This window comes from Paraburkholderia sp. RL17-368-BIF-A (genome assembly GCF_046054045.1).
Classification (GTDB): domain Bacteria; phylum Pseudomonadota; class Gammaproteobacteria; order Burkholderiales; family Burkholderiaceae; genus Paraburkholderia; species Paraburkholderia graminis.
This window is the reverse complement of the sequence record NZ_JARESN010000020.1, coordinates 67,942-81,643: the sequence shown is the minus strand read 5'-3', so window position 1 is coordinate 81,643 and position 13,702 is coordinate 67,942. Positions and strand designations below refer to the sequence as shown.

The following is a 13,702-nucleotide window of genomic DNA, read 5'->3' as shown; positions in this document are numbered from 1 at the left end:
CGGCATGTCTGGACTACTGGTGTTCTATGGCTATTGCCGGCGCGTCGTATTTCAACCGACGCGCCGGCGATTCACTTCATCGAACTGCGTTCAAAGCGGCTTACTTCGAAGCCAGACCCATCTTCTCGCGCACTTCGCCGACGTTCTCACGCGTCGCCAGCATGCCGGTCGTCAGCGTCAGCGGCGGCGGTGCCTTGCCTTGCGTGATCCAGTCGTACATCAGCGCCGAAGTTTCCTCGCCGTGACGCTTCGGGCTGATGATGACCGTGCCGAAGAAGCCAGTCGGGTTCGGCTTCTTGAACTCGTTCAATGCCGAATCCGAACCGCCGATGCCGATGCCGATCATGTTGTCCGCCTTGAAGCCGCGGCCTTCCGCTGCGCGCACCGCGCCGAGCACGCCTTCGTCGTTCAGCGCGTAAGCCACCCAGTGCTTGAACTGCGGGTTCTTCGTGAGCGCGATGTTGGCGGCGTTGAACGCGTTTTCCGTGTCGGTCTTCGCTTGCGGCGCGGCGATCACGTTGGCCTTCGGGAAGCCGGCGGCGAGCAGCGCGTCGGTGGCGCCGCTCGTGCGGTCATGCGCGGTCGGCAGCTGTTCGTAAGTGACGTCGATTGCACCGACATCCTTCATGTCCCAGCCGCGCTTCTTGATTTCGGCTGCGAGGCCGTCGCCGACCTGCTTGCCGATGTTGTACGCCGAGATGCCCATGTGCGGCACCGACGCGATGGGCTTGCCCGCGCCGTCGACGAGACGGTCGTCCACGGTCATCATCTTCAGGCCGTCGGCCTTCGCTTTGGCGACGATGCCCGGTCCGAGCTTGACGTCAGGCGTGCAGATCACAAAGCCCTGTGCCTTTTGCGCCGACAGGTTGTCGATCGCGCTCATCACTTTCTCGCCCGACGGCGCACCGATCTTCACGAGCGTAAAGCCCTTTTCCTTGGCGGCCATTTCGGCGAACTTCCATTCGTCCTGGAACCACGGTTCTTCCGGCTGCTTCACGAGAAAACCGATCTTGACCGGATCGGCGGCTTGAGCGGCGGTTGCGTTGAAAAGCACACCCGCCGCCGCTGCTGCCAGCGTGAGGAATATTCTGCGTTTCATGTTGTGTGTCTCCTGACTAATTGATAACGAGAAGGTATCGGCCGCGTCTTCTTGTACCGGTTGTGACACACGCGGCCAGCGCGTCGTCCGGTGAAACGGTGCTGCGTTTTTCTTTTTTACTGCGTTGTTCTGTTGCGTTGTTCTGTTGCGCGCTTCTTTCACGGCTCAGTCGTGATACAGCACCGAGCGCCCGCCGTCCACGGTGATGCAGGTCGCGTTGATGAACGGCGCTTCATCCGATGCAAGGAACACCGCCGTCATCGCCACTTCTTCCGGGCGGCCGATGCGCTTCATCGGCTGCAAATCGATCGTCGCCTGTCGCGCGGCGGCCGGGTCCGGCTGTTCGTTCCACCAGTCGTGCGCCAGTTGCGTCTCGATGTAGCCCGGCGCGATCGCGTTCACACGCACGTTGCGCGGCGCGTATTCGATGCCGAGAGCGCGCGTGAGCCCAATCACGCCATGCTTCGCGACCGGATACGGAAAGCAGCCCGCGATGATCTTGAACGAATGCGTCGAAGCAATGTTCACGATGCTGCCCGCGCCGCGTTCGACCATCCCCGGCAACACCGCGCGGCAGCCGTTCCAGACACCGTCGAGATCGACCGCGAAGCAGCGGCGCCAGTCGTCGTCGGTCATGGTGAGCGGGTCACAAAACACGTTGATGCCCGCGTTGTTCACCAGCACGTCGACGGGTCCGAGCGCGCGTTCCGCCTCGCTCACGGCGTGCTGAACCGAAGCCGATTGCGTGACGTCGGTATGCACGGCCAGCACGCGCGCGCCGGTTTCAGATGCGATCTGCAAAGCCGTCTGCCGCGCCGTGTCGATGTCGAGTTCGGCGAGCGCAACTGCCGCGCCCTCGCGTGCAAACGCAAGCGCGATTGCCGCGCCGATGCCGCGGCCTGCGCCCGTCACCAAAGCGACTTTGCCGGCGAGCCGTGTCATTTCTTCGCACCTGCGCGCGCCACGCGCAAACCGTTGATGAACGCCTTCGCGTGCGACGCCGTCACGGCCGCGCTCTGACCCGGCTTGTACAGCGCCGAACCGAGCCCGAAGCCATTCGCGCCCGCGCTGAGAAACGGCCCCATGTTGTCAGGCGTGATGCCGCCGACCGGCACGAGCGGCACCTGCGCCGCGATCACCGCGCGCCACGCTTTCACGACCTGGCAGCCGAGCTGCTCGGCGGGGAACATCTTCAGCACGTCGGCGCCGTGCTTGAGCGCGATGAACGCCTCGGTCGGCGTCGCGACGCCCGGCGAGCAAGCCATGCCTTGCGCTTTCGCGGCGCTGATCACTTCCGAATCGCTATGCGGCATGACGATCAGTTCGCCGCCGGCCGACTTCACGTCCTTGACGAAGCTCGGATGCAGCACCGTGCCCGCACCGACGATCGCATCGGCGGGCAGCGCCTTGCGGATCGCGGCGATGCTGTCGAACGGCTGCGGCGAATTCAACGGCACTTCGACGATGCGAAAGCCCGCTTCGTACAGCGCCTGACCCTGCTCGGCCGCATCGGCGGGCGTCACGCCGCGCATGATCGCGATCAGCGGACATGCCTCGAACGCCGCGATCAGACCCGCGTGCGGCATGTACGGAGCGGGCAGATTGATGTGAGGTTGCATGTCGTTTCCCTGTTTCGTGGATGACGGCGTGGCCGCTTAACCGGCCCGCGCCGCGTGGGCGGCCGGCTTGACGAGCCCCGCCTGCGAGGCGACGCGCCACAAGCCGCGCTCTGTCGCCTGCCTGACGAGCTCGGCCTGCGTGCAGCCGAACTGCGCGAGCGCGACGCGATAGCGTTCGCACAGCGCTTCGTTACCGATGAGGCGCAGGCTTTGGCCCGCGAGCGAACTCTGCTGCTGCGCGAGCACGGCTTCGAGGCCGGCCAGTTCATGCCCGATCAGCAGGCCGGACAGATAGTCCGGCTGCTGCTCGCGCGAAAGTTGCCCGGTGAGCCCGAGCGTGCGCGAACTGAAGACCGTCGCGAGCATGCCCGCCTGGCCCTTGTCCCGCGCGATTTTCACGCCGCGCAAAAACGCTTCGGTATCCGGACGATCGGGCGTGACCATCGTGCGGCCGAGAATGGTGTGTTCGCGCAGCGCGCCGAATACTTCGCCGGTCATGAACGTATGAAAACGTTCGATGCGGCCCGCCTGCACGACTGCCCACTTTGCGTGCGTGCCGGGCAGGCCGATGAGCGCACGCTTGCTGGTGTCGGTGCTATCGGCGCTATCGGCGCTATCGGCGTTATCGGCGTTATCGGCGTTATCGGCGTTATCGGCGTTATCCAGATCCTGGCCTAGCGCGCCGAATATCTGCGTTTCCTCGCCGCGCATCACGTTGGGCAGTTCGCCGCGTTGCAGCACGCCAGGCACGATGTTCAGCGTCGCGCCGCAGGCCGCCTCGACGCGCACGATGCCGGCGGCGAGCGCGTCCGCGTTCGCGGGTGCATCGACGTAAGGTGCTTCGAGCCAGCCTTGCGCGCTGCCGACCATGCCCGCCGCGATGACCGGCGTGGCGGGCGCGGCGTCGAGCCAGGCGCCGCAGGCGTCCTCGAAAGCCGCGTCGAAGCCGCCGTGTTCCGCGCTGCGCGGCAGGTTCATGATGCCGGCCGTCGATGCGCGCGTCGCGAGCACATTGCCGGCCGCGTCGTAGAGATACGCACGCAGCGACGTCGTGCCCCAGTCGAGCGCGATCAGCGCTGCGTGACTGGCGGCTTGTGTGCCGGCTTGTGTGTCGGCTCCGGCGTCGGCTCGTGCGTCGGCTCCGGCGCCCGCTGCGACTTGCGCGTCCGACGGTGTGGGAGAACCCGCCTGTTTCATCGCTTGATCCTGCGGGTGGTGGGTTGCGGGGCGCGCCAGCCGAGTTCTTCGGAGATCGCGCGCGCTTCGCGCTGCACGACCGGAATCAGTTCGTCCATGCGTTCGAGCGACATATAGGGAATCGTGCTCGCCACCGACAGCGCCGCGACGATCGCGCCCGACGCGTCGCGCACGGGAGCCGCGACGCAGCGAATCGACGCTTCGTTTTCCTCCAGGTCGAACGTGTAGCCGCCGGCCGCGTAGTTCGTCATGCGCTGCATGAAGGTCTGCGCGTCCGGACGGTTATCGGGCTTGAACGTGACGCTGGCGAGCGCGCGGCGCGACGCGTCGAACAGCGACTGCCAGAGCTCGGGCTTGAGGTCGAGCATCATGGCCTTGCCGATGCCCGTCGACGCGAGCGGCATCCGGTGACCGACGCGCGAGCGCATTTCGAGGCCGCGCGTGCCGGGGATCTTGTCGATGTACAGCACGTCATCGCCGTCGCGCACGCCGAGGTGAATCGTGTCGAGCGTCTGTTCCGCGAGCGATTCTAGATGCGGACGAGCGACCGCGGTGAGCGGCATCTGCTCGAGCGCGATGGTGCCGAGTTCGATCAGCTTGGGACCGAGCAGATAACCGCCTTGCACCTGGCGCAGGTAGCGCGCCTGCACGAGGCTGCTCACCAGCCGATGCGTGGTGCTGCGCGTCGTGCCGAGCGCCGCGCCGAAGGTGCGCAGATCGCGCACGCCGGCGGCGGCCGCCTCGAGAATCGCGAGACCGCGCAGGAGCGTCTGCGTGCCGGCCTGTTGCGGCGTGATGTCGAGCAGCGTGCTCGGCAACGCGATTTCGTTGACGATGGTGGGTTGCGCGGCGGCGCCGGGGGCTTTGGCGGCGGTGGCCGGGGGGCGTGGCGCTTTCGCGGCGGTCGCCAAGGCGCGCGGCGCGGGGCTCGACGCGTGGTCGGCGCGCGGCGTCAGTTCGGCTTCGGCAGCGCTCTCGGCGTGATTCGGCATCGCTTTGTTCATGGCGATTCGCTTTTCGTGGTTTCTGCGCTTACAGCGCGGGGCCGGAGAGCGGGCCTTGAGTGCGCGCGACGCTGCGGGCGCGGCGGTGCTGCCAGGTGATTTGGCTAGGCATGGTTGGGCTTTGTCTCCGGTTTTTTTTGCTGTCGCAGACGTGTCTGCTTGTTGGTCTGGATTGTAGGGGTGTTTTTGAGAAAGCTCCAATATGTGATTGGAGTGGTCAGATAATGGGATTTGGGTTGCCGTGGGCTTGGTTTGGTTGTTGGGTTGGGTTCGTGTCTTGGCCTTTCCTTGAATTCGCGGTGGTCTATTCGCGTTGCCCCTGTGCGGGGCGGCACTCACTTTCTTTGCCGCCGCAAAGAAAGTAAGCAAAGAAAGCGGGCTTACACCGCCAGCTTATAAGTGGGTCCCACTGGCTCGCTTTGGCCTTTCCTTGATTTCGCGGTGGTCTATTGGCGTTGCCCCTGTGCGGGGCGGCACTCACTTTCTTTGCCGCCGCAAAGAAAGTAAGCAAAGAAAGCGGGCTCACACCGGTGGCTTATAAGTGGGTCCCACTCGCTCGCTTTGGCCTTTTCCTTGATTTCGCGGTGGTCTATTTCGCGTTGCCCCTGTGCGGGGCGGCACTCACTTTCTTTGCCGCCGCAAAGAAAGTAAGCAAAGAAAGCGGGCTCACACCGCCAGCTTGTAGATGGCGCCCCCCGGGTCGGAGCGGGTAGTGGCGCGTCTTACATCCGTGTCCTCGCGCATTCGGCGCTCGTGACAAGGCAGTCATGCTTCCCGCCTCGCACTGCGTGCTCGCCGGAAGGGTTCGCTTATACCGCCCGCTTGCGTTTTTGCGCGGTGGGGGCCATCGGCTTCGCCTCGGCGACGCGCTAACGGAATTGCGGTGAGTGGTCAGGAAGGCTTTGGCGCGGCAAATGGCGCCGGACCTTTCGGCGAGCGCGGGCAGCGTCGGCTTGGCAGACGAAAGCTCAGGAAATCAAAGGAAGGAAACGGAGGGCGGTTTTAAGAACGACCGCTGCGGCGCGCGAAGCGTCGCCGGAAGAATGACGGCCTTGTCACGAGCGCGGAGTGTGCGAGGGCACGGATGTAAGACGCACCACTGGCCGCTCCGAACCGGGGGACCCATCTACAAGCTGGCGGTTTGAGCCCGCTTTCTTTGCTTACTTTCTTTGCGGCGGCAAAGAAAGTAAGTGCCGCCCCGCACAGGGGCAACGCCAATAGACCACCGCGAAATCAAGGAAAGGCCAAAGGGTAAACAAGAGCGCCACAGGCAAAACTACTCGGGCAACTCAGCCGCCCCCATCCTCCGCCCAATCACCCGCGACCTCTGCGAAAGATACCTGGACCCCCGATGCTCATCAAAATACCTGGGCTGCGGCAGCATAACCGCCAACCGCGCCGACTGCGCCGCACTCAGTGCACTCGCCGACGTCTTATAGTAATAACGCGCCGCCGCCTCGGCGCCATACACACCGTTGCCCCACTCGACGGAATTCAGATAGATCTCGAAGATGCGCTCCTTGTCCATCAAGGTCTCCAGCATCCACGTGATGATCAACTCCTGCCCCTTGCGGATATAACTCTTCTCACGCGATAAAAACAGGTTGCGCGCCAATTGCTGCGTGATCGTAGAGCCGCCGCGCACAATCTTGCCCTTCGACTTGTTGCGCTCCCACGCCTGCAAAATCGCGTCCGTTTCGTAGCCGTTGTTGGTGACGAAATTCGCGTCTTCGGAGGCAATGATCGCCCGCTTCAGATTGCGCGAAATCTGCTCATACGGCACCCACGTATGCTGCATCGAAAGGTCAGGCCGCTCTCGCGACAAGCGCCACGCATCCGAGCGCATATAAGCCGTCGAGCGCGGATTCACATAGTTCCACACCGCGATCTGCGCGAAGTAAAACAGCTGCGTCGCGAGCCACGCGAACACCAGCACGGCGACAAGATAAACGATCCATCGCGCCGGACTCGCCCGGCTCGCGCGCCGCGTTGCTGTCATCGTAGTGAGGGGCCTCGTGTGAATGCAGGTGTGACGGACGCGCGCGTCAGGCGTGCGACGGCGCCGTCAACAACGCGCGCAGTTCGGCGAGCACAGGCGCGCCGTCGGGCCGCACGCCGCGCCAGACGTAAAACGATTCGGCTGCCTGCTCGACCAGCATGCCGAGACCATCGGCGCCACGCGCGCCGAGCTTCGCCGCGTGCTCCATGAAGACGGTCGGATGCGCGCCGTACATCATGTCGTAGGCCAGCGTGCCGCTGCCGAACGCGCGCTCGTCGCACTCCGGCACCGACGCTTCGAGACTCCCCGCCGTCGCGTTGACGATCACGTCGTAAGCGCCCGCCTCGATCGCGCGCGCGTTGCCGCCGCTCAGACGGCAAGCGGCGTCGCTCGCGGCTTGCGCGAACTGCGCGACCAGCGCCTCAGCCTTCTCGGCCGTCCGGTTGACGATGGTGAGCGTATGCGGCGCGCGCTCGAGCATCGGCAGCACCACGCCGCGCGCGGCGCCGCCGGCGCCAAGCAGCAGAACGCGCGCGCCCTTCAGCGGCACGCCGAGATTCACTTCGATGTCGCGCACGAGCCCGAAGCCATCGGTGTTGTCGCCGTAGATGCCGCTCGAATCGACGCGCAACGTATTCACCGCGCCGGCAGCGGCCGCGCGCGGCGAGAGGTTGTCGGCGAAAGCGTGCGCGTCGAGCTTGAACGGCACTGTCACGTTGAGACCGCGGCCGCCCGCGTCGATAAAGGCGCGCACGTGCGGCACGAACGCGTCCACTGGCGCGAGCAACGCGCCGTATTCGAGCGCCTCGCCCGTCTGCGCGGCGAAGCGGCTGTGAATGAACGGCGATTTGCTATGGCCGACCGGATTGCCGATCACCGCGTAACGGTCTTTCGTTTCTGCCGCGCTCATCGTCCGGGTTCCGTGATGTGCTGCCCGGCGTCGGCATTCGACGAACCTTCGCTGCCCGAAGCATCGTTCGCGTTGGAATCGCCTTCGGCATCCGCTTCGGCTTGCGCCTCGGCTTCGCTCTCGGCGCTTTCATCCGATGCCTCGACGATTTCCTCTTCTTCGCCTTCGTCTGTCTCGTCCGCTTCTTCCGCTTCGCTGCCGCTCGTCACAGTAGGCGCGTCGAGCACATGCAGAAGACGCACGGACGCCTCGACAGTCAATTCGTCGATCGACATCACTTCCATCTGCAGGCGCGTGCCGCGTGCATGCACGCCGAGCCCCGGCACATGCAGCAGCAACGGAATCTCTTCGAGCCGCACGAGATCGCCCTTCACCACCGACGCCACCACCTGCTTCCTGTTCTCCTGCTTCAACCAGCGCAGGCACCAGAAATATTCCATGCGACGCTGATGATCGGCGTACGCGGTATACGTATCGTCGAAACCTTGCACGACGGCGAACAGATCGGCGTCTTTCGGCTTGAACGGCGCGGCCAGCTTGGCGGTCACGCCATGCTGCACGCACGCGAGCAACTGCCACTGATTCACCAGGTCGACGTAACGGCGCAGCGGCGACGTGCTCCACGCGTACTGCGTGACGCCGAGCCCTTCGTGCGGCGCGGCATTGGTCTGCATGCGCGTGCGCTTCGGCCCGGTCGGCGCGCCGAACGCGCGCTGCGTGCGATAAATGCCCGGCACGCCGTGATCGTGCAGGAACGCGCCCCACGACGAATTCGCGAGAATCGCCAGTTCGGCGACGATCGTGTCGAGCGGCGAACCGCGCCGGCGCGGCGTAATCGTGATGTGCTCGCCTTCGACGTAGAAATTGAAGTCGGTATTGCGCTGCACCTCGCGGCGCAGACCGTAGCCCGAGCGCGCGGCCTGACGCTTTTCGAACAGCGCCTGCGCGAACGGCCACAACACCGCGATGTCTTCCTTGTGCGGATACTCGCCCGTTCCGGCGGCGAGCGCTTCTTCGGTGACCAGTTCGTCGAGCGTGTTGTGACGCAGATTGTTCTTCACGAACACACGCTCGGCGCGGGTTTCGCTCGCGACGATTTCCTGCGTCTCGCGATTGACGATCACATAGAGCGACAGCGCCGGACGCAAACCGCCCTCGGCGAGCGTGAACGCATCGACGACGCTGTCGGGCAGCATCGTGATCTTGTCGCCCGGCATATAAACCGTCGACAGACGCGTGCGCGCAATCGCATCGACCTCATCGCCGCGCTGAATGCCGAGCGCCGGCGCCGCGATGTGCACGCCGATCCGCACGCGACCGTCCGCGAGATGCTCGACGGAGAACGCGTCGTCGATTTCAGTGGTCGTGATGTCGTCGATCGAGAATGCCTGCACGTTGGCTTCCGGCAAATCGTCCGGCAAGCTGCCGAGCGTGACCGGCGGAAAACCGGTGCCGTGCGGGAAAAACTCGGCGAGGAATCTGGCCTCGTGCAACGCGCGCGCCGACGGAATCGCGCCGCATTCCAGCATCAGTCGCGCCTGCGAGATGCCGCGCGCGGCCGCGGCGGCTTCGAGCGCCTTGTACTCGATGGTGTTCTTGTCGGGCTTGGTCAGCAACGCGAGCGCCGTCTTGCCGGTGAACGCCTCGGGCAAACGGCCGGCCTTCAGCTCTTCCTCGTAGCCCTGCTGGATGAGCGCCTGCTGCCGCTTGCGCTCGAGGCCGGCGAGCGCCATCTTGAGCTGCTCCTGCGGCGCGCGCTGATACATGCCGCGGCCCTTGCGACGGAAATACACCGGCGCGCCATGCATGCGCAGCACCAGCGCCGCGCGTTCGGTCGGACCGAAACGCTCGCCGAAATATTCCGCGCCGAGCGTGGCGAACGGAAACTCGTCGTCGGGCGCGCATTCCCACAGGAAGTCGAGATCGATGTCCTGCGCGACGGCGTCCGCTTCCTGCATCAACTCGGCCGCGCCTGGCTTGTCGAACTCGATCAGCACATCCTTGGCGCGCACCTTGGCGCGGCGGCCGCCCGGCAACTCGACCTGAAACGCATCGCCCTGGCGCGACAGCACGCTGCCGGCCTTGAAACTGCCCGATTCCTCGAAGAAAACGTTCACTCAATACTCTCGTCTGACTTGCATCCGCCGGCGTGCGCGGCACGGCAACGTGTTCGTGATGGTGGGTCCGCCGCGCGCGAGGCGCGCATGCGGCATGAATCTGTGCGGCATGAATCTGATGGCGGGCAGCGCTTCCGCTGCCGCGCGGTCCGCTTTCTCGATCGCGCCGGCTACGTTCGGCTTCGACCCGGCCAGGCGTTCGCTATGTCTGGCTAACTCTGGTTAAGTCCGGCTATTGCTCAAGCTGCTTCGCGCGGCGCAGGCGGCTCGACGTCTTCGGCGTCGCAAAAGGCCAGTACGTCGTCGACATAATCGGCGAACTCGCTGATCGCGTGGTCGCTGCCCTCGATCAGCGTCGTGCGCGCGCCCGGATAGTGCGCGAGCATTTCGCGGTAGTCGAGCACTTCGTCGCCGGTCGCGGCCAGCAAATAATAACGTTCGGGGCGCGTGATAGACGTCACACTCAGCGCCCGCAATTCGTCAAGATGATGTGGCTCGACGACGATGCTGCCGCCGCCATGCCACAACGGCTGCTCGCCGAGATAGGCGCTCAAGTCGCGTTGCGGCACGACCGCGGGGTTTAGCAGCACGGCCGGCCAGCCATGCTTTTCCGCCAGATACGTGGCGAAGTAGCCGCCGAGCGAACTGCCGATAACGGTCACGCGCTGCGTGCCGGCGGCGGCCACCAGCGACTCCGCGAGCGCAATCGTCTCGGAGGGTGAAACCCGCAGCATCGGGCAGCACCATTCGTCGCTGCGACCCAGTTCGACAAGGCGCGCCGCCAGCAGGCGCGCCTTGAAAGAATTCGGCGACGAGCGGAAACCGTGCAGATAAAGAATCACGTGGCGCCTCGCGCGGAAAGGGCGTCGAGCAGTTTCTGATGCACGCCGCCGAAGCCGCCGTTGCTCATCACCAGGATTTGATCGCCGGGGCGCGCCGCGTGCACTACCGCTTTGACGAGCGCGTCGAGATTGTCGAAGGCTTGCGCGTTGGCGCCGAGCGGCGCGAGTGCTTCGCCCAGGTTCCAGCCGAGCGCGTCGCGGCCGCTCGGCGCGCCGTAGCCGAACACGAGATCGGCGTCGGCGAGACTGGCGGGCAGTTGCGCCTTCATCACGCCGAGCTTCATCGTGTTCGAGCGCGGCTCGAGCACCGCGAGAATGCGCGTGTTGTCGCGGCCCACGCGTGCGCGCAGGCCCGCCACGGTCGTTTCGATCGCGGTCGGATGATGAGCGAAGTCGTCGTAGACGGTTACGCCGTCCACGCTGCCGCGCACTTCCATGCGCCGCTTCACGTTGCGAAAGCTCGCCAGCGACTTCGCCGCCTGCGCCGGCGGCACGCCGACATGGCGCGCGGCGGCGATCGCGGCGAGCGCGTTCATCCGGTTATGTTCGCCCTGCACCTGCCACTCGACCACGCCCACACGCTCGGCGTTGTGATACACGGCAAAGCGTTCGTCGACGGGCTCGCCGTCTTCCGCGGGCAGCGTTTCCCAGCCGCCCTGCACGCCGAAGCGCTCCACTTCGCTCCAGCAGCCGCGCGTCAGCACGCGCTCCAGCGCGTCTTCGCGACCGTTCGTCACGACGCGGCCAATGCGCGGCACGGTGCGGATCAGATGGTGGAACTGCGTCTCGATGGCGGCGAGATCCGGGAAGATGTCGGCGTGATCGAACTCGAGGTTGTTCAGCACGGCCGTTTTCGGCCGGTAGTGGACGAACTTCGAGCGCTTGTCGAAGAAGGCGGTGTCGTACTCGTCCGCCTCGATCACGAAGAAGCTCGAATCCGTGAGCCGCGCGGACACGCCGAAATTCAGCGGCACGCCGCCGATCAGAAAGCCGGGGTTCAGACCGGCGTCTTCCAGCAGCCAGGTCAGCATGGACGTGGTCGTCGTCTTGCCGTGCGTGCCGGCCACGGCGAGCACCCATTTGCCGTTCAGCACGTGTTCGCCAAGCCATTGCGGGCCCGACACATACGGCAGGCCGCGGTCGAGAATCGCTTCCATCAGCGGATTGCCGCGCGTGACCACGTTGCCGATCACGAACAGGTCGGCGTTCAGGCCGTTCAACTGCTCCGCGTCGTAGCCCTCGATCAGCCGGATGCCTTGCGCCTCGAGCTGCGTGCTCATGGGCGGATAGACGCCGGCGTCGCAGCCCGTCACCGTGTGGCCCGCGCCGCGCGCGAGGACCGCGAGACCGCCCATGAACGTGCCGCAGATACCGAGGATGTGGATGTGCATAAGCCTGTCGTGCCGCGCGGGCGTTTTTTCCTGGAAGGCCCCTCACCCGGCGCTTGGCGCCCGACCCCGAGGGGGCCAGAAAAACGCCGGGCGGCCGGCGCTTTGCTGCGAGGGACGTGAGATGGGGAGCAGCCGAAACGGCTGCCCACAAAGGTCGCTATTGTAACCGACGCCTCCCGAAGACCTAAGCGCGCTCGCCCGCCCCGGCACGCCCCTGGCACGCGCCCACAGCGGTCCGGGCCGCCGGAAAGGGCTGTCATCAATCTCTAGTATGATGGACGAATGGTTCGCAAATCACATTTTGATCCGCAGCGCGTGCGCGAGGAAATCGCGGTCGCGGCCGCGCGCCTGATTGCGGAAGACGGTCTCGACTACGCAACGGCCAAGCGCAAAGCGGCCCGGCAGGTGGTCGGGGAAAGCCGCGTCGCCGGCGAATGGCTGCCGGATAACGACCAGATCGAGGAAGAAATCCGCGAATACCAGTCGCTCTTCCAGGGCGACAGTCAGCCGGCGCTGTTGCGGCGCCTGCGGCGTATCGCGGTCGAATGGATGGAGCGGCTCGCGCCGTTCAATCCGTACCTGACGGGCGCCGTGCTCGGCGGCACGGCCGGCGAGCATTCCGACATTCACCTTCAGTTGTTCTGCGACGACCCGAAGGAAGTCGCCATCTACTTTCTGAACGCGAACATTCAGTACGACGTTTCGGAGACGCGCCATTTCGCCGGGCGCGGCTACGTCGAGACGCTGAGCTTCCTATGGCGGTCGGCGAGCGAAGGACGCGACGCCGAACCCGTCGGGGTTCACGTCGCCCTTTACCAATCAGACGACCTGCGCGGCGCGGTCAAGGCCGACGCGCGCGGACGCACGGCGCGCGCGAATCTGCAGGCGGTTCAATTGCTGCTCGACGGCGGCGGCGTCGCACCTTCCACCAACTAGACACGCATGATGAACACCAGACGGATTCTCTTCGGCGTTTTCGTCGCCGTGATCGCGGCCGCGAGCGGCGTCGCGGCCAATCACTGGCTGAACGGCCGCCACCACGAGGGCGATGGCGTGAGCGATGTGGCGCAGACAGCGCAGCAGCCCGCGTCGAAAGAAAGCGCCGTGGCGCAGCTTTGGGCGATGCCGGTCAAGACAGCCGACGGCAAGCCCGAATCGCTAACTGCGCTGAAGGGCCGGCCAATTGTCGTCAACTTCTGGGCGTCATGGTGCGGCCCCTGCGTTGAGGAAATGCCGGCGCTGTCGCAACTTCAGCGCGACTACGCGGGCAAAGGCATCCAGTTCGTCGGACTTGGCGTGGATTCGGAGAAAAACGTCCAGACATTCCTGCAAAAGGTGCAAGTCGCCTATCCAGTCTACGTGACGGGCTTTGGCGGCGCCGACCTCGCGCGGGCCTTCGGCAATACGGCGGGCGGGCTGCCATTCACCGTAGTCATCGACGCCAACGGCAACGTTCGCGCGACAAAATTAGGCCAGATCGATCCAAAAGCGCTGAAACAGACGCTCGACGCGCTGTAAATTTCC

12 protein-coding genes are annotated in these 13,702 nt (G+C 65.2%); 2 read left to right on the top strand and 10 right to left on the bottom strand.

From position 1 onward, the window contains the following. Nucleotides 1–100: 100 nt before the first annotated feature. The 10 genes from P0D87_RS27075 to mpl form a co-directional block, all read right to left on the bottom strand. Entirely contained in the window at nucleotides 101–1,099 is a 999-nt protein-coding gene (locus P0D87_RS27075; RefSeq protein ID WP_006051873.1) for an arabinose ABC transporter substrate-binding protein, read from the bottom strand. A 165-nt stretch (nucleotides 1,100–1,264) separates the two neighbouring features. After that, complete coding sequence (locus P0D87_RS27070; protein WP_006051872.1) at nucleotides 1,265–2,041, bottom strand: SDR family oxidoreductase; 777 nt, start codon at nucleotides 2,039–2,041, stop codon at nucleotides 1,265–1,267. Then, nucleotides 2,038–2,718: a 2-dehydro-3-deoxy-6-phosphogalactonate aldolase gene (locus P0D87_RS27065; protein WP_006051871.1), complete on the bottom strand. Its 681-nt coding sequence runs from the start codon at nucleotides 2,716–2,718 to the stop codon at nucleotides 2,038–2,040. Before P0D87_RS27065 ends, P0D87_RS27070 begins: the two co-directional genes overlap by 4 nt. A 36-nt stretch (nucleotides 2,719–2,754) precedes the next feature. After that, entirely contained in the window at nucleotides 2,755–3,915 is a 1,161-nt protein-coding gene (locus P0D87_RS27060; protein WP_053858747.1) for a 2-dehydro-3-deoxygalactonokinase, read from the bottom strand. Then, on the bottom strand, nucleotides 3,912–4,919 hold the full coding sequence (locus P0D87_RS27055; protein ID WP_053858748.1) for an IclR family transcriptional regulator: 1,008 nt from the start codon (nucleotides 4,917–4,919) through the stop codon (nucleotides 3,912–3,914). Before P0D87_RS27055 ends, P0D87_RS27060 begins: the two co-directional genes overlap by 4 nt. Nucleotides 4,920–6,195: 1,276 nt before the next feature. Next, nucleotides 6,196–6,918 carry a monofunctional biosynthetic peptidoglycan transglycosylase gene (gene mtgA, locus P0D87_RS27050; RefSeq protein WP_053858749.1) on the bottom strand — a complete coding sequence of 241 codons (723 nt, stop codon included), beginning with the start codon at nucleotides 6,916–6,918 and terminating at the stop codon, nucleotides 6,196–6,198. 46 nt (nucleotides 6,919–6,964) lie between these two features. Next, nucleotides 6,965–7,828, bottom strand: coding sequence for a shikimate dehydrogenase (gene aroE / locus P0D87_RS27045; protein WP_053858750.1), 864 nt, complete (start codon nucleotides 7,826–7,828; stop codon nucleotides 6,965–6,967). Then, a complete protein-coding gene (locus tag P0D87_RS27040) occupies nucleotides 7,825–9,945 on the bottom strand; it encodes a ribonuclease catalytic domain-containing protein (RefSeq protein WP_053858751.1) in 2,121 nt (706 codons plus the stop codon). The genes aroE and P0D87_RS27040 overlap by 4 nt, the downstream gene beginning before the upstream one ends. Nucleotides 9,946–10,184: 239 nt before the next feature. Continuing rightward, nucleotides 10,185–10,787: a YqiA/YcfP family alpha/beta fold hydrolase gene (locus P0D87_RS27035; RefSeq protein ID WP_171800539.1), complete on the bottom strand. Its 603-nt coding sequence runs from the start codon at nucleotides 10,785–10,787 to the stop codon at nucleotides 10,185–10,187. Then, the gene (gene mpl / locus P0D87_RS27030; protein ID WP_053858753.1) at nucleotides 10,784–12,178 is read right to left on the bottom strand and encodes a UDP-N-acetylmuramate:L-alanyl-gamma-D-glutamyl-meso-diaminopimelate ligase; all 1,395 of its coding nucleotides are present in this window, start codon (nucleotides 12,176–12,178) and stop codon (nucleotides 10,784–10,786) included. Before mpl ends, P0D87_RS27035 begins: the two co-directional genes overlap by 4 nt. 282 nt (nucleotides 12,179–12,460) lie before the next feature. Between mpl and P0D87_RS27025 the strand changes: the two genes are divergently transcribed. Both P0D87_RS27025 and P0D87_RS27020 read left to right on the top strand, forming a co-directional pair. Next, nucleotides 12,461–13,114 (top strand): hypothetical protein, encoded by a 654-nt coding sequence (locus tag P0D87_RS27025; protein ID WP_006051863.1) that lies wholly within the window; start codon nucleotides 12,461–12,463, stop codon nucleotides 13,112–13,114. Between the two features lie 9 nt (nucleotides 13,115–13,123). Continuing rightward, nucleotides 13,124–13,696, top strand: a complete 573-nt coding sequence (locus P0D87_RS27020) for a TlpA family protein disulfide reductase (protein WP_053859093.1) — start codon at nucleotides 13,124–13,126, stop codon at nucleotides 13,694–13,696. Nucleotides 13,697–13,702: the final 6 nt, after the last annotated feature.